Below are 18742 nucleotides of genomic sequence, written 5' to 3'. Positions count from 1 at the left end.
GACACGTGGGAGTGAAAATTCCCTGTTTTGGTGAACCTGTTCGACAGGCTTGCTTTGGCGGCGTGATGGGATAGTCTCGCCCCTTATGGCAAAAGCAGCGCTCGGCAAAGGCCTCGGAGCCTTGATTGGAAAAGCGGGGACTCCTCCTCCCGCGGGGAATAGCATGCCCTTCACTCCCCAGCCCGCGCCAGGCGAGACGGTACGCAAGGTCCCGCTGGATGAGGTGGTGCCCAGTCCGTTGCAGCCTCGTAAAGAGTTTGCCCCTGAGCAACTGCATGAGCTCATGGATTCCATCCGTGAGCACGGGATCATCCAGCCGCTGATCGTGCGATTGGTGGCCAATAAGTTTGAGCTCATTGCGGGGGAACGCCGCTGGCGTGCCAGCCGCGAGCTGGGGCTGAGTGAAGTGCCCGTGATCGTCCGGACCGCGTCTGACAAGGATGTGCTGGAGATGGCGCTGATTGAAAACCTTCAGCGTGAGAATCTGAATCCTGTGGAGGAAGCACAGGCCTACGTGCGCCTGAGCAAGGAGTTCAACCTCCGCCAGGAAGACATCGCGCAACGAGTGGGCAAAAATCGCGCCACTGTGGCCAATGCAATCCGCCTGTTGGAACTGCCGGCCGCTTCACTGCAACAACTGCGCGAAGGTCGTCTCACACCCGGGCATGCCAAGGTCGTGCTGGGACTCAAGTCCGCAGATGACATGGAAGCGGCCTGCGCCATGGTCCTGGAAAAGGGCCTCAGTGTGCGTGCGACCGAGAAGCTGATCGAGAGCATCCTCAACCCGCCCGTTCCAAAAGCCAAACCTGCTTCGCCGGACGCGGAGCTCAAAATTGCCCTCCAGGCCGTGGAGCAGCGCCTCACCCGGCATTTTTCCACCTCCGCCAGCGTGCACCACGGGGAAAAGAAGGGCCGTCTTGAGCTGGACTACTATGGTGTGGAGGACCTGAATCGCCTGCTGGCCCTCATGGGGGTGGAGGAAGCGGATTTCGAAGCCTGATCCCAAGCGATGCGTAAGGTCCTGATCTGGCTGCGGCGGCGGCGCGCGATAGTGCGCCCGGTAATGATTGCTGGCTTGATGCTGGTCACCGCCATGATGGCGGGCTGTCGTGCCAAGGGACAGGCGCACCCGGACGACGTCGAGGTGCGAAGGTTTCTCGAACGCTACTTTTTCACCTGGTCTGCTCGCGACATGGAGGGCTATGGTTCGTGTTTCCATCCTCAGGCGAGAATTTTCACCCTGGACGGACCCAACTCGGTGGTCAGTCAGGGGCTAACGGATTTCCTTCACGGCCAGAAACTGGCGCACCAGCTGTCCAGCACACCGATGACGGAGAAGCCGGTGACGATGCTCATTCAGGGGGATGCCAAAGGGGTGCAGGCCTATGTGACCTGGGTGCTGACCAAGGGGAGCAATGAGGAGCGTGGCTCTGACCTTTTCACCCTGAAGAAAGAACCCTCGGGTGGCTGGAAGATTGTGAGCCTCGTCTTCTACGGGGAGTAACGCCCCGGCCCGGTGCTTTTCCCTTCTGGGAGAAGACAACTTCAATTTGCGATGGGAGCAGACACCGCTTTGGTGGGGTGCCTGCCCATGCTGGTGCTTGGTGCTTCACTTTCCCTTCATCACCCCTTCTTCATGGCCATCCCTTCTGCGACTTCTCCGAAAAGCGGTTCTACCAAGGCTGACGCAGCCACAGCGGCGGCTGTAGCCAGCCATTCCCGCACCACCCGCTGGCTGCTCGGGCTGATCTGCTTCTTCTCCGGGGCCTCCATCATGGTCATCGAGATCGCTGCCAACCGGCTGCTGGCACCCAGTTTTGGCAACAGTATCTACACCTGGACGGCATTGATCGGAGTGGTGCTGGTGGCTCTCAGCGTGGGAGGCTATCTGGGGGGCTACCTTTCGGACAAGTTCTCAAGGCTCGATCTCCTGGGCGCACTGCTCGCCGGAGCGGCCATCCTCACCATGTTCATCCCGGCGCTCAGCAGCGTGCTCAGCCCCTCACTTTCCAAAGGGGGGCTCATTGCTGGCCCGGTGTTTATCTCTCTCTTCCTGTTTGCCATTCCTGGGATTCTGCTGGGGGCGGTGTCGCCTGCCAGTGTCCGGTTCTACAGCATGGCTGCCAAGGATGAGCACGTGGGGGTGGCTGCTGGCGTGATCAGCATGTTGGGGTCTCTGGGCAGTTTTGTGGGCACCTTCCTTTCGGGCTTCTTTCTGCTCTCCGCATTTGGGGTGAAGTCCATTTTCCTTGGCTCCGGTGTCGTGCTGCTCCTGCTGGCCCTGTTGGCTTTCTGGATGGCTCGCAAGTCCATAAAGGTTCAGCTCTCCACCGTGGCAGTCACCGTATTGGCCGCGCTGGTGAGTTCCACGGCTGAGGGCACCTCAACGGAACCCGGAATGACCACGTTGCACCGGGCCAGTTCCTTCTATCACCAAATCGAGGTCGTGGAACGGGATGGGGCAGGCTCCAAGGAGCGCTTTCTCAAGCTGGACTCCACCATGGAAGGGGGCATGCGGATGAAAGACGGGGGATTGGTGCTGGAGTATCAGAAGTTCTGGCGTCTGGCTCAGCTAAACGAGAGCCTTCCGCTGAAGCGGGCCCTGTTTATTGGAGCGGGCGCTTTCGGGATGCCTCAAGAGCTGTCGCGCCTAGTGCCGGGCTCGCATGTGGATGTGGCCGAAATTGATCCCGCAGTCATCCAGACCGGGCGTCAGTTCTTCAAGCTCGATGAGCATCCCTCCGTTCATGCTCATGCCACCGATGCCCGCCGTTTCCTCAAGGAGAGTGAAGGCGGCTACGATCTCATCTTTGGTGACGCCTACAATGGCGTGCGCCACATCCCGGCGCATCTGGTGACGCAGGAGTTCTTTGCCGAAATTAAAAGCCGCCTCAGTCCCAAAGGGGTGTTCATGATGAATGTGATCTCTGCCGTGGAAGGGGAACGTGCCGAGCTTCTGGAATACATCCTGACCACCGTGCGCAGCGTCTTCCCGCATGTGGAAGTCTTTGCCGTCGGAGGTGCCCGGGTGCATTCCCAAAACGTCGTCCTCCTGGCCTCGCAAGACAGCTGGAAACCATGGATCGAGGATGGGATTCACTTGCCAGGATCCTGGCAGTACCCGCTCCTCGCCCGACGCATCCCTCAAAATCAACTGCCAGCGAGTGGCGAGGGAAAGCTGATGACTGATGACTGGAACCCTGTGGACGCCATCATCGCCCGGCAATTGCTGAAGTGAGTGTTGAAAGCCGAGAGGGATTTAATAAGTCTCTCGTTATCAATGTATTACAGAAAATGCAACTCTGTAAACTCCGTTAGTTCTGTCCAAAAAAATTAGTCCTCTGGGTTCTCTGAGCCTCTTGGGCTTAATCCGAGGCCGCAAATTTTCTCTCCAGTCTGCACTTTTTCTGAAAGAGGTGGCTTTGCCTAACCGTAATTCCGCATTCCTTCGAGAAGCTAAGAAATGGAGTGAATTGTTCCTCACTTTACATGGCACGCGGATGGCTCCCATGATGCGCGATGCCAACCTCAAAAGCTCTTTCATGCCGCGTCTTGGGTGGTCTGCTGGCGGTAGCCATGGGAACTGCGGGCGTCTTGCAGGCGGCGGATGCCATCCCTGAGGAATTGTTGTCGATTGGTCGTCCTGAACGGCCAGATGCTTTGGGGCCGGGAGACAATCCGGGCAATCCCAACCCCAACGGCAATCTTGGTGCGCCGGGCGCGGGCATGAGTCCGAATGGGACCCAAACGAGTGTGCCCACGGAGGATGCAATGGCGGTGTATGCTTTGCAGCGTTTGCACGTGACCCAAAAGTTTGACTGCCCTGTGGCCATGGCCGTGCTGCCCGGTGAGTCCCCTCGGGAGGTGGTGATGCAGCAGCGTGGGGAAGTCTGGGTGTTGCCCAAGAATGAGGTGGTGGGAGATTCCCAGTTGTTCCTCGATTTTCGCGAGCAGCTGAAAGGGGCGTACCTCTTCGAAGAAGGCTTTCACGGGTTGGCCTTTCATCCGAAGTACACCACCAATGGAAAGTTCTACATTTCCTATTCCACCACAGAGCCCCGCCGGACGGTGATCAGTGAGATGGAGTGTCTGCCAGGGCAGCCCTTGAAGGCGGATCCCACGTCGGAGCGTGTGCTGTTGGAGTTGCCTCATCCCATGGCAAACCATTTCGCTGGTGGTCTGGCCTTCGGTCCGGACGGCATGCTCTACATCGCGATCGGCGATGGTGGGCTGCGGGATGATCCCTACCGTCTCGCGCAGAACCCGTTCGTACTCTACGGGAAGATGCTGCGGCTCGATGTGGATGAGCGGACCGGAAACCTCCCGTACGGCATTCCCAAGGACAACCCTTTTGTGGACAAACAAGAAGTGCGTCCTGAGATTTGGGCGCTTGGTCTCCGCAATCCGTGGGGCTTTAGCTTTGATTCGAAGGGGGGGGAGCTTTGGCTCGCGGATGTGGGGCAGGACATTTGGGAGGAGATCAATCTCATCAAAAAAGGTGCGAACTATGGCTGGAGCGACCATGACGGTCCTCGTGCAAGCACCTTTCATCTACAGCCCTTCCTTCCCGACCAGAAATACGAAGAGCCGGTTTTTGCCTACACGCATGCTGAAGGCATCAGCGTGACGGGCGGGTTCATGTACCGCGGCCAGCGTCTGCCGCAGCTTCAGGGTTGTTACATCTATGCCGACTGGGGCAGCGGCGTGGTCTGGGCCTTGCGCTATGATCCGGACTCGAAACAGGTAAAAGAGCGGCTCGTACTTTTCCGCCGTCCCGATGACAAAGAGCGCCCCTTCAACCCCACGATGATCGCCCCCGATGCGGCGGGTGAAGTGGTGATCATGTCGCAGGAAGGCTCGCTTTATACTCTGATGCCAGCGGGCTGATCAGTGTGTCAGTGCGAGTGGCTTGAAGTTTGAATTTTGAGCTTTGAAGTTTAGGGGCAGGCCTTCACCTGCCCCTTCTTCTTTCTCCCTTTTTCTACCTTCCATCCAGCAGCCTGCCCAGGCCGCCGAGCACGGACCCTTCACCGGTGGAGGCTCCACCAGCGCTGGGGGCATTGGCCAGGATGCGGTCGGCGAGACGGGAGAAGGGCAGGCTTTGCAGCCACACCGTGCCGTGACCGCTCAGGGTTGCGAGAAACAACCCTTCACCGCCGAACACCATGCTCTTGAGGTTGCCGGCGCGCTGAATGTCGTAGTTGATCCCGCTGGTCATGGCCACAAGGCAGCCGGTGTCCACGCGCAGGGTTCCACCACGCAGTTCCTTCTTCACAATGGTGCCCCCGGCATGCACAAACACCAGTCCGTCACCACGCAGACGCTGGAGGATGAAACCTTCGCCGCCAAAGAAGCCCGTGCCGAGTTTGCGGTTGAATGCGATGCCCACCTCCGTGCCTAGAGCTGCGCAGAGGAAGGCGTCTTTTTCACAGATGATTTCCCCACCCAGCTCTGAGAGCCGCATAGGGATGATTTTGCCGGGGTAGGGGGCAGCGAACGCCACGCGCCGTTTCCCGCTGCTGCCGCGATGGGTGAAGTGGGTCATGAAGAGCGATTCCCCCGTGAGCATGCGTTTGCCGATGTTCTTGAGCGCGCCCATGAAGCCACCGTCAGGCTGGGAGCCGTCGCCCATGCGGGTCTCGAACTGGATGTCATCCTCCATGTAGTTCATGCCGCCTGCTTCTGCGATGACCGTTTCGCCGGGATCAAGTTCGATCTCCACGATTTGCAAGTCGTCGCCAATGATCTCGTACTCGATTTCATGGGAACGTTGTTGGTTGAAACCCTGTGGGATCGGGGGCGGGCAGCCGAATCCTCCGCCTGCGGGGGGCGAAGAATGGAAGAGCGCGGGAAGCGCTTCGCTGGCCGGAGTCCAGGGGCCCATGCCGGGCGTCCATACGAGGGTGGCCGGGCTCAGTTCGCCCCGTTGCACGAGGCCTGGCAGTTCCGTCTGGACTGTCTGGACCTGCTGGTTTTGTTTGCCGAGGTAGTACCACTTGCTCATAGCAGAATCTGAAGGTGTTTCTCAGAGGGTTGTTCGCGTGTCATGATCGGGGTGTTGATAGACTTTCATGACGCGACCATAGACACGCTCATCCCCCACGGGTTCAAATCCAAGCTTCTCGAGCACACGTTGGGAGCGCACATGCTCGGGCAGCACGATACCGTAGAGTGCCTTGCCGGGGAACAGCTGTGCATACTGCTCCATCCAGGCCCGTCCCATTTCACAGGCATACCCCTTGCCCCAGTGCTGGCGGGCAAATCGAAAGCCCAGCTCCACCCTTGGATCGTTGGGCAGAGTGTAGAGGCCGCCATCCCCCAGCAGTTCACCCGTTGAGCGATCCGTCACCAGCCACTTCGAGAAGCCAAGGGTGAGCCCATGCTGCAGGTACCGCGTGATGCGCTGACGGGTGTCTTCCAGCGTGGCATCCCGACCTCCCGGAATGTGGTGCATCACTTCCGGATCAGAAAACCACCCATGGGCTGCCGGGGCATCCTCCAGAGTGAAAGGACGGAGCAGCAGACGCTCCGTGAGGAGGGGGTCACAGATGCAGGTGGGTGATTCAGGCATGACGTGCTTAAGGTGTGAGGCGGGGGCAGGCTCGACTGCCGACACGGGGAGTCAAGGCGGGGCTGGGATCCGGACCCTGTGTTTCATCACCGGTTCCCAAGCCGATGATGTACGCGTATAGTGCCTGAGGCTTGCGCTGAAGGGCAAACGGGTTCACCCCCCAATGCACTCCGGCCTAGCCTGGCCCGTCCCATGATTCATGAATCCACCGATCACGATTCGCTCTACCGGCAGGTGTGCCAAAAGGTGGAGGGGCTCATCCGTGGCGGCACATGGCGTCCCGGCGACCGCATTCCCTCCGTGCGGCAGGCCAGCCGTCAGCATGGGGTGAGCATCACCACGGTGCTTCAGGCCTATCTGGCACTGGAAGATCAGGGGCTCATCGAGGCGCGGCCCAAGTCAGGTTTCTTCGTTCGTCCCCAACTCTTGAAGCCCGTGGCGGAACCGAAAGTTTCCCGTCCCCGCAGCGCGGTGACTGCGGTCACCGTGGGCGGATTGCAGTCGCGGCTTTTCGAAGCCAGCCGGATTCCGGGCATTGTCCCGCTTGGGGGGGCCGCACCGGGAGCGGAACTGCTGCCGGTCGAGAAGCTCAACCGCATCCTGGCAGGCGTAGCCAGACGCCATGGACGCAGCGCGGTATCGTATGACGTGCCCCCCGGCTCCGCTGCCCTGCGCCGGGAGATTGCCCGGCGCTCCGTGGATGCAGGAGCCAACCTCGCGCCGGATGAAATCATCACCACATCCGGCGGCACGGAGGCGCTCATGCTGGCCCTGCGCGCGGTCACGAGGCCCGGTGATGTCGTGGCGGTGGAGTTGCCGGCCTATTTTGGAGTCCTGCATGCGCTGGAGGTGCTCCAGCTCAAAGTGGTGGGCATTCCCATGCACCCGCGCACCGGCATGGATCTGGATGTCCTGGAAAAGGTGCTGAAAACCCGCTCTGTGGCCGCCTGTGTGGCCGTGCCCAATTTTAGCAATCCCCTGGGGTCCCTGATGCCGGACAGTCACAAGGAGAGGTTGGTGGAGCTTTTGGCGGCGCGCGAGGTGCCGCTCATTGAAGACGACATCTTTGGCGAGCTGTACTTTGGCGACCATCGCCCCCGCACCGCACTTTCCTATGATCGCAAAGGGCTGGTGATCCTCTGCAGCTCCTTTTCCAAGACGCTGGCCCCCGGGTATCGCGTGGGCTGGATCGTGCCGGGCCGTTTTTACAAGGAGATTCAGGCCCTGAAGCTTACGAGCACGCTGGCCACGGCCACTCTGCCGGAACTCGCGGTGGCGGAGTTCCTGGCCAACGGTGGCTATGACCACTACCTGCGCTCCATCCGCCGCACGTATGCTGACAATGTCGGCCGTTTCCGTCAGGCAGTGGCGGCATCGTTTCCTGGTCCCGTCACCATCACCCAACCTCAAGGTGGGTTTGTTCTGTGGGTCGAGCTGCCCAAAGGCGTGGACGCCCTGCGGCTGGATGACGCCGCGCTGGAGCAGAAGATCAGCATTGCTCCGGGGCCGATGTTTTCCCCCAAGCCAGACTTTGGGAATTTCATCCGCCTGTCCTGTGCCCACCCATGGAACGCCCGGATGGAGAGGGCGATCGGCACCTTGGGCCGCCTCGCCGCGCAACAGCCCAGAACGGCCTGAAACGCGTCATCTTTCACGCTGGGGGGATTCACTTGCACCTGCCTTGACAACCATGGCGGTCGGTGGTGGTCTGGGCATCCATGAAAACTTCGCACCGTTATTTCTCCCTCCTCGCGGCGGGCTCGATGGCTGTCATGTGCAGCCTCTTTGCCGCCAACCCCATTCCTCAAGAGGTCAAACAAGGCGGCTTCGCCATCGGACCCCAGGCTTACAGCTTCAACCGTTTCACCGCGTTCGAGGCGATTGAAAAGGCCGAGAAGGCCGGTGCCACCGTTATCGAGTTCTATCCCGGCCAGAAGCTCAGCCCCGAGGCTCCGGATCGCAAGCTGCATCACACCATGAACGACGCCGACTTCAAGGCGCTTCAGGACAAGCTGGCCCAGCACAAGATCAAGGCCGTGAACTACGGCGTCGTGGGTGGCAAGGACGAAGCCGAGTGGCGTCAGATCTTTGAGTTCGCCAAGAAACTCGGCCTCTACGCCATCACGACCGAAGACGTGAAGAACATCGACGCCATCGAGAAGTGCGTGAAGGAGTTCGACATCAAGGTTGGCTATCATGAGCACGCCAAGCGCCCGCTGGACCGCAGCTACCAGCTCTGGGACCCGAACTATGTGCGTGACCTCGTGAAGGACCGCGACCCCCGCATCGGTGCCTGCGCCGACACCGGTCACTGGGCCACCAGCGGGCTTCAGCCCATCGAGTGTCTCAAGATTCTCAAAGGCCGCATCATCAGCAGCCACCTGAAAGACCGCAAGGAAATCGGCAAACAGGGCCCTGACCAGATCTATGGCACCGGCGTGAGCGATGTGGCGGGCTGCCTGGCTGAGCTCAAGGCTCAGGGCTTCGATGGCAATATCTCCGTGGAATACGAGAACAAGTGGGAAGACAACGTGCCTGACATCAAGCAGTGCATTGATTTCGTGAAGGCCTGGGGAGAGAAGAATGCGGCCAAGTGAAACGGTGGGTCGGTAACTCGGTAAACCAGTAATTCAGTAAACCGGTCGCTCCTGCGGGGACGGCCGGTTTTTTGTGGGGGAGGAGGGCTGGAGCTTTTGGAGATGGTTGAAATTGGGAGGCGCGGGTGGTGCGACTGACGAGCTATAGTGCCTGACTGCTTTGCCGATGCCGTGTCGAAAAAAGGCTGGTGAACTGGGGGGAAGTCACCCTTGATCGTCATGACCGCTCGACGGACCTGAAGAACCATGAAAATCGCGTCACTTCCACCTTCCTACTGGCCGCACTGACGCGCTCGGGGCTCTCAATCAGCGCGAGGCCCCTTTCGATCCGACTGCTTACGAAAATCCAGAGGATCGCACGAGGGTGGCCGCAGCGTTGGCAGCATGGTGAATCCGGTTGGAATCAGTATTTGGGTCCCGATATTGGAGGTGGAACTCACTGCCCTGGCTTGTTCTTCGCGTTGGCGTAGAAGTCGGGCTCAGCAGAGCGGGTGGGATAGAGATGTTGCGCTGGACGTGAGTCGAGCTGGCCCTGCTGCCATACCATGACCAGCATGTCATCGCGGGTGGGATCCACCATGGCAAAAGCGGGTTTGCCACAGATGGGCGGCAACTGATGCACCTGCAAATGAGGCAGCCCCAAGGCGTAGCCCCATTCCTTTGGCAGACTGCTCAAGAAGTCATCATAGGGGTCTGCGAGCGACTCCACGACAAAGTCGTATTGGGCCCCACCCAGGCTGCGGCAATAGTGCGTCGCCTCCTTGGAGGGCAGCTTCATCCGGTAGCCGTGCACGCTGCCCCAAATTTCTGCAAAGGTGCCAGTCCCCAGGGGGTGGATGGCCATGAAGTGCGAGGAACCCACTGGAAGAGGGTGGGACATGACTGCCTCGAAATGGCCCTTGGAGTCGGGCGGATGGCGGAGAGTGTCGCTCACCCACCAAGTGGAAATAAGCGCGCAGGGGATGAGCAGGACGGGAAGTTTTTTTCTCGCAGGCACGGGCGTTTTCCGCACCGTCCACAGGGCCATAAAGGGCAGTTGGAGGGGGGCGAAAACGAACATGGCGTACGCCAACGAAGCCAGCGTGAGCATGACAGCCCAATGGCTGGGAGTGTGGGTCAAAGCCCAAGGCAGCAAACTCCGGTCATCCACACTGCTGATGCGGAGCAGCACTTCCCGCAGAAGGAAAGCAACGGTAAACAGGATCCAGGAAGTGAGAAGAATGAAACGCCAGCGGTTCTTTTTCATCAATCAGACAAGCCAACTCCCATGGTGGAGGCAGAGTTCGCGGGGGGCACCGGGACGGGCTGAGCATCACGGTATCGCGGTGTCCACAACATCGCTTTCCATAGGGGTTTGGCTTATTCTAAGGGATCTTCCGACTCTGGAAAGTGGAAACTCTGTATGTTGTCTGCATGTTGGATGACAGAGAAAGGGGGGGGATTCCATGCATTCGCCAATTAAAACGCGAAGGCAGAGAAGGGGTGAACCTGCCCAGACCTGGTCGCCGAAAAAAGACGCACTTTAATGGATCCCTGATACGTCAATCAGGTACATCTGCCGGCCGTTGCCAGCATGCACCGAGTCGATCACGACTTTTTTGCCATCATTGCTGGAGCGCGGGTGGGTGTCACAACGGTACTCTCCCTTGTACTCGCGAGGCTCAAAGAAATGCCCCAAGGGAATACGTCGATCCGTGGGGATATGGTAAAGGAACGGCGTCTGCAGTCGGCGCACCGGGTCGGGATAGGTGTCGCAGAGGAGCCATTCGTTGTTCCGGTGGGGAAGGTAGGTCATGTGCCCGTCCACGGTGATCTTGTCCGCACCGAGTTTGGTGTACTCCCGAGTCTTGTCCTTGTACACGATCACCCGTGCCTCGGGTTCAGCAGTGGGTTTGGCCCACGCGACGAGATGCTCGGGATCGCGCCAGATGAAGTGGCTGACCACGCCGCTGGGCTCCAGCACATACGGTTCCGTGCCATCGAGATTCACGGTGAACATCCGGGTTTTGAAGCCGCCCGCCTTTTGCTCGCGCGGGATGTCCACCCGCTCTCGCCAGCGGTGCAGGAAGATGAGGCGTTTGCCATCGGGGGAAATCAGGAGATGGTTGAACCAGTTCCACAGTTGGGTGAGATCCAATTCCGGGTGTGGGACGGCGACCGCGTCCGCGATGGAGAAGATGAGCTGGTGCTCACCCGTCTCCAGATTCATGCGCCAGATGCCACTCTTGGCGGGCGCTTTTTCATTCGAGCAAGGGTCTGGGATGCCGCTGTAGCCATAGCCGCTGCGGCAGTAGTCGATGCGGGCGAAGTCAGGCGTTACCGCCCACTTCCCGTCTGGACTGATGGTGTACACCGGGAGGGGGAGGGTGCGTTTCTCACCCGTCTTCACATCCAGAATGTGGCTCACGTAGCGTTGGGTGGCTTTGTCCCGATCATTCCAGATGATCTTGCTCTGTGAGCCGGGAAGCCACTGGAGCATGCAGCCCTGTTGCCAGCCCCAGGCGGTCGAGGTGCCCAGTTCGGTCCACTTGTCGCCGTCTGCCGTGTCGATCATTCCCACGCGCAGGACGTCATCCGGTCCCGGGGTGCGCCCTTCGAAGTCCACCTGATTGCTCAGGATATAGCGGTCCGTGGGGTCAAACTGGAGCTTGTCATAGTAGGCGAACCAGTGGAATTTTGATCCCAGGGTCAGGGCGCGCGTCGGAGGCAGCGATTCTGCAACAGGTGCAACACCTGTTTCCTGACCCAGGCCGGCGCGGGTTAGGCCCTCAAGAGCGCTCGAGGCGGTGATGAAATTGAGGAAGTGACGACGATTCATAAGTCGCTCGGGAAGCGTAAGAAAAGATTGAGCATACTAGATGGCACGCCTCTCGCAGTAAGTTTCTACAGACGCACATTGCGTTTCCCCAATGGGCCAGCCTCTGCTATGTCCCCAGCCCCCCTTAACCCCCGAATCTCAGATCAGCAGCCATGACAGACACTGAAGCCAGCCCGCTCGAGGTCCGCACTTATTTTGTGCGAGGACGTAACGCGCTAGTGGCCAGAGCCGACTTTGAGCCCCTGTACATTGATTACTACCTCCATCGTGCCGAGCACGAGTTGAAGTACTCCAACACCAACGATCTCCTGCTCAAGGAGGCGCTCGCGGCCCTGACGCTGCATCTCGCCTCCCGTCCCCAGGACGAAACGTGTGGCTGGACGCTCAACTTCCACAACCCGCTCGTGAATGTCTTTGTCACCGGGGGATCACGCCCGGGAAGAGTCGCCGGACGTGTCTTCACCGAGGATGTGCGGGATTTTGGGAAGAACATCTTCATCGCCCAGACGGCCGCCCAGGGAAAGGCGGCCCGCCAGAGCATGGTGGACTTTGCCGGAAATGATGTCTTCAAGGCGGTCGAGGGCTTCTACACCCAAAGTGAGCAGCGCACGACGCGTCTCTTCCGCCATGGGGAGGAAGACATCGTCATGGTCTCGGCCCAGCCGGACTGTGATGAAGAGTGGCTGGCCTCGCTCACCGATGACTCGATCCGTGAGATGGACAAGACGGAGACGCTGAGTCTGCTGGAAACCCGGCTCTACGTGTGGCATTGCGGCTGCAATCTGGAGCGGCTCTATCCCGTGCTGGCCAAGCTGGCTGACGACGACCTCAGTCATGCGTTCGGCGATGATGAGATGCTCACCATGACCTGCCCCCGTTGTGGTGCCCGATATCGTACGAGCAAGGAGCAGTTTGAGGCGTGGCGTTTGGAGAAGTTCCAGCCGCCGGGCGTGTAGTCCAGCCTTGGATGATTTGGCGCGCCTCGACCAACTTCCTGTGCTTGCCGCCGTGGGCACGGGAGACTTGCTCACCTGGGTGAGAGGGGCGTGGCCCAGCGGTGTGGGTGATTTCATGAACGCTTCTCTTGGCGGTGGTCGGTATTCTGCGCTATGCTTTGTTGTAGCAAACAACATTTGCCCAACAACATGCCTACCGACGACCGCGTTAATCCGTCCGCACCGGGTGAAACCACCCTGTGGAAGGGGCACTCCTCCCAGTGGGTGCACTTTTGGTTCTATTTTTTCTGCATCCTTCTGGCCATTGGCTGCCTCGTGGCCTTTCCCTTCACCGGGGGGCTGTCCCTCGCTGGTCTGGTGGTTCCGCTTGGTCTGTGGATTGCACGCTGGTGGGTGACTAAAGCCACTCACTACGAACTCACCACCCAGCGGCTTCGAAAGACCAGTGGCATCTTGAACCGTCGGCTGGATGAACTCGAACTCTACCGCGTGAAGGATTACAGCCTGGAGCAGCCGTTTGTCTTGCGGATGCTCGGGCTGGGCAATCTGTCCCTCATCACCTCAGATGCTTCCACCCCAGAACTGGACTTGAAAGCCATCGCGGGAGCGGAGGACGTCAGGGAAAAACTGCGTCACGCTGTACAGAGCGAGCGTGATCGTAAGCGGGTACGCGAGCTGGATGTGGACAGTTCCGGTGGTACAGACTCTATCTCAGGATAAAAGCGCCTCACAATGAATGTCTTGTGTACCTCACTGGAATTGTGAATAAGATGTGGACATTCAGGCTTTGTTAATTAATTTCAACTCGTATTCATGATGGCCACAGATGCTTCAACGGGGCAGTCCATGCAGTTCGTTTACCCCACGAACCTCAATCTTGGGCCACAGTCGGCCGACGGCTACCACCAGGAGCTCTTAAGAGGGTTGACCCACAAGCTGAACAACATGCTGGCCATCATTCAGGGCTTCAGCAGCCTCATTCTGATGAATGATGACCTCGATCCCGGGGTGCTGGAGAACATGCAGCATATCAAAGAGGCTTCGGTTAACATTTCAGGCCTCAGCGAGCGCATTCGCGCTGCTGGCGGATGCGCCAAAGTCACCTTGCAGCCACTCAATCTGAACGAGTACATCGCTGTGGTGGGGGCCTCTTTTCAGGATCCCTTCTCAAAAAATGGCGTCGCTTTTGATCTGGAAGTTTCCCCTGGCCTCCCCCCGGTTTTGGTGGACCCCACCAAGCTCAAGGAATTGCTCGTGGAGATCCTCAAAAACGCAGCTGAATCCGTCCAGCGCACGGGTGGCCGCGCTCTCATGCAGGTCCACGGTCCAGGCGTCATCTCTCCAGCAAGCGAGCGCTTGGTCGATATCCTTATCAGCAACACGGGATCATCCATCACTCTGGAGAAACAAAGTGAGATCTTCCGTCCGTTCACGGGCACGAAGAACAGCAACCATCTGGGCCTCGGCCTGACCATCGCCGCGATGCTTTGCCACCAGATGAACATCCGTCTCGGAGTGAATTCGCAGGACAACACGACCACCTTCTGGGTGAGCGTACCCATTGCCTGAGCCATTGCTGTCACTTTGAAGGGGGCTCCAACGGAGATCCCCCTTTTTTCGCTTTGGGACGAGACTGGCGTCACTGTTGGGTTGTTTCCTGAGGCATCGTTGGCCGGGCAGCTTCAGTTCCGGCCGAAGTTTCTTCCCGGTCGAATGACCTGCCGGAGTGTGCCTGGAGCCTGGAGCAGGGCGGGCGGCAGCTCACCGCGGCAGCCATTTCGCACGTAGCACTGCATGGCCAGCCTCCGCACGTCTTCACAATCGGGCCAGCTCTCGAGAATGCACGCTCCAATCCTGGTGGCCATGTCCCACTGGCGGCAGTGGATGAAGAAGTTCATGCTGACCATCAGGTAGGGAAGCGTCAGGCGCAGTTCCGCAGGGAGCTGGAGCAGTTCCCTCTCAGCTTCTTTAAGCATGTTGAGGGTGGTGTAGCCCTCGCAACGCCGTAGGCCTGCGCGAAAGGCGTCGAGCTGATCAGAGGTGATCATGGCTTTGGTGAGGATGGGTTGGTCCCTCGTCTTTCTATGAGGGGATCGGTGGAGACGCGCAAGGTGGTCGGGTTGGCTCGACAAGCCGTTCGTCAGCCTCAGTGGGGCAACGCCGCCCCCAGGTGGCGGGTTTGAGAGGCTCACAGCGTCCAGCTCGTGAAGGGAATTTTTAGGGATGTGGGCCATACAAGAGTTGTGTCGTGGGCGGGATCGAGAGATGGCCGTCACCTCAAAGTGCAGGGGCATGCGACCACCGCCGAATGACCACCCAACCGTACGGTACTTATCTGGCGGCCCTTCAGGCCCGAATCATCTTTTCAAACACGCCCTGGTCTCCCCAACGTCCTCGTTTCCTAGGACCTGACCAGCCCCATGAACCCTTTAGGCAAGTGTACCCCTGCGATGGCAAGTCCTGCCATGGCCAGTCCTACGCCCGGCGGATAGGCGATGTAGCGGCCCTGCCATTCTGGCTGGTACTTCTTCTTGAAGTTGAACAGGCTTTTGTAGCCGTAGAACTTGTCAAAGTTGTCGAAGAGAAACTGCACGGCGCGTTCCTTGCGACACTCCAGGGCCTGCCCGTCACCGGCATTGACGTTCGCGAGTGGGGCATTCCCGAGGCTGACCTCCTGGACTCCTTGCGCCTTGAAATGGTCGATGGCCTCCACAATGAGGAAGTCCAGCACATCCCGCGCCTCCGCGCGCCCGCGCATGAGATCCAGGCAGCGTCCCTTGCCCTGATGGTAGGGGAGCCATGTGGCAAAAGTTTCGATCCGGCCCTCTGGGTTGCGCACGATCGCCACGCCGTGTTTGCGAATGCTGTCGATGCTGAAGGCCCCGAGGTCGAAGGTCATCTCTCCGCCGTGCTTGTGGGCCAGCCATTCCTGGGAGATCAGCGTGAGCTGGGCCTCAAGCCCGTGATCGGTGTGGGGTGTACCGTCATACCACTGGAAAGTGAGGCCGCCTTTGCGTGCCTTGTTGCGGGCGGTGCGCAGATTTTGGAACTTTCCACCCTCCAGTTTGAACTCCGCGACATCCAGGCGGGCGTCTTCACCCACCTTGAAGGTGACGAAATCCTCCTCCTCGTAAAGGGGGCGGTTCGAGACGTGCACGCAGTAGAAGATGGGCTGCCAGTCCTGGTTGCGGCAGAAGGCGCGGAACTCCGCCACGGCTGCGGCGCGCCCTTCCGGCGGACAGATGGGATCTGCCAGGGCCACGGCATATTTTCGCCACAGGGCATAGGTGACCAGCCCTTTGCCATCCTTCGTGAAGAAGCAGCGCTTGTCGGGCAGCAGGGCGAAGTTGTCCATTGGGTCCCGACCGTACTCGGCGATGATCTTTGTCATGCGCTCGCGTTCATCGTCGGTGGCCTCCGGATGGCGCTTGGCCAGTACGGGGCGCAGCAGCAGGGCCAGTACCAGCATGGAGCTAAGTAAGCTGCCGGTGCGGAGTGTGGCGAGGAAGCCCCGCACCTCCCGGCCACCGTCATGGTCCAACTCCGACTTTTGCATGAACACCGCCGCGCCAGCCCCGTGGAGACAGTCTGCCCATGAGAGCGCTGCTCCGACCTTGCCGGACTCACTGTACTGCCGGATGCCCACGGTGCCATAAATCATGAGGCCAAACGCCAGTGAAAAGGCCACCAGTCCGGCGATGCGAACCGACGGCGCGTCTGACCTCGCCACAAACTGCTGCCTCCACCTGACCAGGGGGATGAGCAGCACGGCAGCGGCCAGGGCGTGGTGCCAGTCGAATGCCCGGGACAAATGCAGCACCACGGACACGCTAAGCAGTACGAGCACGAGGAGCCAGGCCAGATGCTTCCGCCTGCGCAAACCGCGTGCAAGGGAGAGAAGGGCCAGGCCGGAGAGCAGCAGCAGCAGTCGGCTTTTTTCCGTCACCCCTAGGGGTACCCATTGCTCCATCCAGGCCAGTACGGTCGGCGGCTTTTGAAAAAGCGCTTCCAGCAGGTCCACCAGCCCCATGAGCGTGACGGCCCATGCCAGCACGGCGATGGAGTGTTTCTTGGAGACGAGGAAAAAGATGGAGAGGCCGATGGCCAGGGCGGCTACTGGCCAGAGGGGGGAGAGGCCGAAGGGGAGTTCGCCTTCCGGCGGTGGTGCCGCCGCGCTGTCATCCCCCAACACCCAATGAACACCGCGCAGAAGATCCTCCGCAAACTCGTCGGCCGGCCCGTCAAAGCCGTGGTTGGCGCCGCCGATCACGTAGAGTTCATGAGGCGTCTTCAAGCTCTGGATCCAGGCAGTGGAGGCCATGAAATCCGCGCCTCCATGGAACTGCGCGACCCGCAGGCCCGCCATCGCAGGAGTAAAGTCACCCAGACTGAAGGTGCCAGGACCGGTGGGGGTGACGCCGAGTTCATCAGAGGCTCTGAGGCCAAAGCGCCCCCGGCTGTCGGCACTGAGCATGATGATGCCCTTGAGCGCGGCGGGGCGTTCCTTCCATGCTGCTGCCGGTACCGCTTGCACCGCCCCCATGCTCCAGCCTGCATAGATAACTGGCGTGCTGTCATCGCCACCGCCCCGGCTGGCGGCCTCGGCTGCGAGGGTGGCCATGTCCCGGCCCAACAGCTCCGCCGTGTAGTCTTTGGCTGCATACTCGCGCAGATCCAGCCCGATGACATAGACTCCGGCATCCCGGAGCCAGTGACTCACGGCATCTTCCCATGCTGACCATCCTCCATCTCCGGACCCGAAGACCATGACCGCCACCGGGGGGCGCTCGTCTGGTTCATACAACCGGGCCGAGGTCGTGGTATGGGCCAGCTTGATGTCAGCGCGGGGGATGGGGATGTCATCCTCCGTAGCGGGTTGGTCCTGGGCAAGGATGGATTTCGGCAGGGCCAGGCAGGAAAGATACAGGAACGGGAAAAGGACCGGCAGCAGCCGGCGAAGCACGGAGGGCATCATGGGACCAGTCAGGAAAACGGAGGCGGAAGGAGTCAGTGAAAAAGAACTGTCCACGGACAGTCGAGCAATAGTGAAAAATCGGCCACCTTGGCCGGGGGAGAGCCGGGAGGATCCTAAACGTGATTAGTCTCGTCACCTTTTCGAGCCGACCGCGTCCCTGCATCACTTTTTCCTTGATTGGCCAGCTCCCGCATGAGGTCGAGCTGGATCTCCTGGATCTCCAGCAGGCGAGTGGCCTGCTGGTGCAGGAGGTAGTCCACTTTCTCGTGCAGATGGCGAATTTCCAGCTCGGACTTGAGGTTGATCTTGTAGTCATTCTCCGCCCTCCTCCGGTCCCGGGTCTCTTGCCGGTTCTGGCTCATCATGATGACGGGGGCCTGCATGGCTGCCAGACAGGAGAGGATCAAATTCAGCAAAATGAAGGGGTAGGGATCAAACGCCCGAGATGCCAGGAACCAGACGTTGACGGCGATCCAGAGTACGAGAAACCCACCAAAGGTGAGGATGAACGTCCAACTCCCGCCAAAGCTGGCAATCTTGTCCGCCACCCGTGCGCCAAAGCTGGACTCTTTGTCCTCTGGGTCATCCAGAGGACGTGCGCTCAGCACCTCATGCTTGTGCAGACTTTCCACCACCTCCTCGTCCAGGTGCGTCAGCTCGCCCAACTGGTCCTCCAGCGCGGACCTCACGTAGTCCAGCCGAGCTGCATTCAGCACCTCATGAGAGATGAGCGAGCTCGATTGCAGGTTCGGATACTGGGCGGAGATCCTGCTGGCAATTAATGGCCGGAGGGCTCCCATGGGAACGAGCTCCGCGTGAGGTACT

General features: G+C 59.8%; 16 protein-coding genes. 9 read left to right on the top strand and 7 right to left on the bottom strand.

Annotated features, from left to right (window positions below; all coding sequences use genetic code 11):
- Positions 1-163: 163 nt before the first annotated feature.
- The 4 genes from VSP_RS23545 to VSP_RS37080 all read left to right on the top strand — a co-directional run bounded on the left by VSP_RS23545 (position 164) and on the right by VSP_RS37080 (position 4887).
- A complete protein-coding gene (locus VSP_RS23545) occupies positions 164-1000 on the top strand; it encodes a ParB/RepB/Spo0J family partition protein (RefSeq protein ID WP_044134840.1) in 837 nt (278 codons plus the stop codon).
- Between the two features lie 9 nt (positions 1001-1009).
- A complete protein-coding gene (locus tag VSP_RS23540) occupies positions 1010-1504 on the top strand; it encodes a Cif family virulence factor (RefSeq protein ID WP_156345670.1) in 495 nt (164 codons plus the stop codon).
- Between the two features lie 132 nt (positions 1505-1636).
- Positions 1637-3238 (top strand): fused MFS/spermidine synthase, encoded by a 1602-nt coding sequence (locus tag VSP_RS23535; protein ID WP_198141223.1) that lies wholly within the window; start codon positions 1637-1639, stop codon positions 3236-3238.
- Positions 3239-3519: 281 nt separating this feature from the next.
- The gene (locus VSP_RS37080) at positions 3520-4887 is read left to right on the top strand and encodes a PQQ-dependent sugar dehydrogenase (RefSeq protein WP_081452682.1); all 1368 of its coding nucleotides are present in this window, start codon (positions 3520-3522) and stop codon (positions 4885-4887) included.
- A 94-nt stretch (positions 4888-4981) separates the two neighbouring features.
- On the opposite strand, the gene VSP_RS23525 is transcribed toward VSP_RS37080, so the two are convergent.
- Positions 4982-6004, bottom strand: a complete 1023-nt coding sequence (locus VSP_RS23525) for a TIGR00266 family protein (protein ID WP_009963775.1) — start codon at positions 6002-6004, stop codon at positions 4982-4984.
- Between the two features lie 21 nt (positions 6005-6025).
- Positions 6026-6571 (bottom strand): GNAT family N-acetyltransferase, encoded by a 546-nt coding sequence (locus VSP_RS37075; RefSeq protein WP_009963774.1) that lies wholly within the window; start codon positions 6569-6571, stop codon positions 6026-6028.
- Between the two features lie 192 nt (positions 6572-6763).
- Here VSP_RS37075 and VSP_RS23515 point away from each other — a divergent pair, with 192 nt between their 5' ends.
- Positions 6764-8209, top strand: a complete 1446-nt coding sequence (locus VSP_RS23515; protein WP_009963773.1) for an aminotransferase-like domain-containing protein — start codon at positions 6764-6766, stop codon at positions 8207-8209.
- Between the two features lie 80 nt (positions 8210-8289).
- Positions 8290-9168, top strand: coding sequence for a sugar phosphate isomerase/epimerase family protein (locus tag VSP_RS23510; protein ID WP_157211023.1), 879 nt, complete (start codon positions 8290-8292; stop codon positions 9166-9168).
- Positions 9169-9604: 436 nt separating this feature from the next.
- Here VSP_RS23510 and VSP_RS23505 read toward each other — a convergent pair whose 3' ends face one another.
- Positions 9605-10414, bottom strand: a complete 810-nt coding sequence (locus tag VSP_RS23505; RefSeq protein ID WP_009963771.1) for a hypothetical protein — start codon at positions 10412-10414, stop codon at positions 9605-9607.
- Positions 10415-10690: 276 nt separating this feature from the next.
- Positions 10691-11986 (bottom strand): TolB-like translocation protein, encoded by a 1296-nt coding sequence (locus VSP_RS23500; protein WP_009963770.1) that lies wholly within the window; start codon positions 11984-11986, stop codon positions 10691-10693.
- 152 nt (positions 11987-12138) lie between these two features.
- Between VSP_RS23500 and VSP_RS23495 the strand changes: the two genes are divergently transcribed.
- The 3 genes from VSP_RS23495 to VSP_RS23485 all read left to right on the top strand — a co-directional run bounded on the left by VSP_RS23495 (position 12139) and on the right by VSP_RS23485 (position 14511).
- Entirely contained in the window at positions 12139-12942 is an 804-nt protein-coding gene (locus VSP_RS23495; RefSeq protein ID WP_009963768.1) for an Hsp33 family molecular chaperone HslO, read from the top strand.
- A 189-nt stretch (positions 12943-13131) separates the two neighbouring features.
- Complete coding sequence (locus VSP_RS37070) at positions 13132-13662, top strand: PH domain-containing protein (protein WP_009963766.1); 531 nt, start codon at positions 13132-13134, stop codon at positions 13660-13662.
- 93 nt (positions 13663-13755) lie between these two features.
- Positions 13756-14511, top strand: coding sequence for a sensor histidine kinase (locus tag VSP_RS23485; RefSeq protein WP_009963765.1), 756 nt, complete (start codon positions 13756-13758; stop codon positions 14509-14511).
- Positions 14512-14624: 113 nt separating this feature from the next.
- Here the strand turns inward: VSP_RS23485 and VSP_RS23480 are convergent, their stop codons facing one another.
- The 3 genes from VSP_RS23480 to VSP_RS37065 form a co-directional block, all read right to left on the bottom strand.
- Entirely contained in the window at positions 14625-14990 is a 366-nt protein-coding gene (locus VSP_RS23480; protein WP_009963763.1) for a hypothetical protein, read from the bottom strand.
- Between the two features lie 353 nt (positions 14991-15343).
- Complete coding sequence (locus VSP_RS23475) at positions 15344-17917, bottom strand: phosphatidylglycerol lysyltransferase domain-containing protein (RefSeq protein ID WP_009963762.1); 2574 nt, start codon at positions 17915-17917, stop codon at positions 15344-15346.
- A 113-nt stretch (positions 17918-18030) separates the two neighbouring features.
- Positions 18031-18717: a DUF1003 domain-containing protein gene (locus VSP_RS37065; protein WP_009963760.1), complete on the bottom strand. Its 687-nt coding sequence runs from the start codon at positions 18715-18717 to the stop codon at positions 18031-18033.
- Between the last annotated feature and the right edge of the window lie 25 nt (positions 18718-18742).

It is taken from the genome of Verrucomicrobium spinosum DSM 4136 = JCM 18804, from assembly GCF_000172155.1.
Lineage (GTDB): Bacteria > Verrucomicrobiota > Verrucomicrobiia > Verrucomicrobiales > Verrucomicrobiaceae > Verrucomicrobium > Verrucomicrobium spinosum.
The sequence above is the reverse complement of the archived record's forward strand: the minus strand, read 5'-3'. Positions and strand labels throughout refer to the sequence as shown.

Excerpts from the sequence above, each read along its gene's own strand:
- VSP_RS23545 (WP_044134840.1), top strand. The coding sequence starts at position 164 with ATGCCCTTCACTCCCCAGCCCGCGCCAGGCGAGACGGTACGCAAGGTC.
- VSP_RS23540 (WP_156345670.1), top strand. The coding sequence starts at position 1,010 with ATGCGTAAGGTCCTGATCTGGCTGCGGCGGCGGCGCGCGATAGTGCGC.
- VSP_RS23535 (WP_198141223.1), top strand. The coding sequence starts at position 1,637 with ATGGCCATCCCTTCTGCGACTTCTCCGAAAAGCGGTTCTACCAAGGCT.
- VSP_RS37080 (WP_081452682.1), top strand. The coding sequence starts at position 3,520 with ATGCCAACCTCAAAAGCTCTTTCATGCCGCGTCTTGGGTGGTCTGCTG.
- VSP_RS23525 (WP_009963775.1), bottom strand. The coding sequence starts at position 6,004 with ATGAGCAAGTGGTACTACCTCGGCAAACAAAACCAGCAGGTCCAGACA.
- VSP_RS37075 (WP_009963774.1), bottom strand. The coding sequence starts at position 6,571 with ATGCCTGAATCACCCACCTGCATCTGTGACCCCCTCCTCACGGAGCGT.
- VSP_RS23515 (WP_009963773.1), top strand. The coding sequence starts at position 6,764 with ATGATTCATGAATCCACCGATCACGATTCGCTCTACCGGCAGGTGTGC.
- VSP_RS23510 (WP_157211023.1), top strand. The coding sequence starts at position 8,290 with ATGAAAACTTCGCACCGTTATTTCTCCCTCCTCGCGGCGGGCTCGATG.
- VSP_RS23505 (WP_009963771.1), bottom strand. The coding sequence starts at position 10,414 with ATGAAAAAGAACCGCTGGCGTTTCATTCTTCTCACTTCCTGGATCCTG.
- VSP_RS23500 (WP_009963770.1), bottom strand. The coding sequence starts at position 11,986 with ATGAATCGTCGTCACTTCCTCAATTTCATCACCGCCTCGAGCGCTCTT.
- VSP_RS23495 (WP_009963768.1), top strand. The coding sequence starts at position 12,139 with ATGACAGACACTGAAGCCAGCCCGCTCGAGGTCCGCACTTATTTTGTG.
- VSP_RS37070 (WP_009963766.1), top strand. The coding sequence starts at position 13,132 with ATGCCTACCGACGACCGCGTTAATCCGTCCGCACCGGGTGAAACCACC.
- VSP_RS23485 (WP_009963765.1), top strand. The coding sequence starts at position 13,756 with ATGATGGCCACAGATGCTTCAACGGGGCAGTCCATGCAGTTCGTTTAC.
- VSP_RS23480 (WP_009963763.1), bottom strand. The coding sequence starts at position 14,990 with ATGATCACCTCTGATCAGCTCGACGCCTTTCGCGCAGGCCTACGGCGT.
- VSP_RS23475 (WP_009963762.1), bottom strand. The coding sequence starts at position 17,917 with ATGATGCCCTCCGTGCTTCGCCGGCTGCTGCCGGTCCTTTTCCCGTTC.
- VSP_RS37065 (WP_009963760.1), bottom strand. The coding sequence starts at position 18,717 with ATGGGAGCCCTCCGGCCATTAATTGCCAGCAGGATCTCCGCCCAGTAT.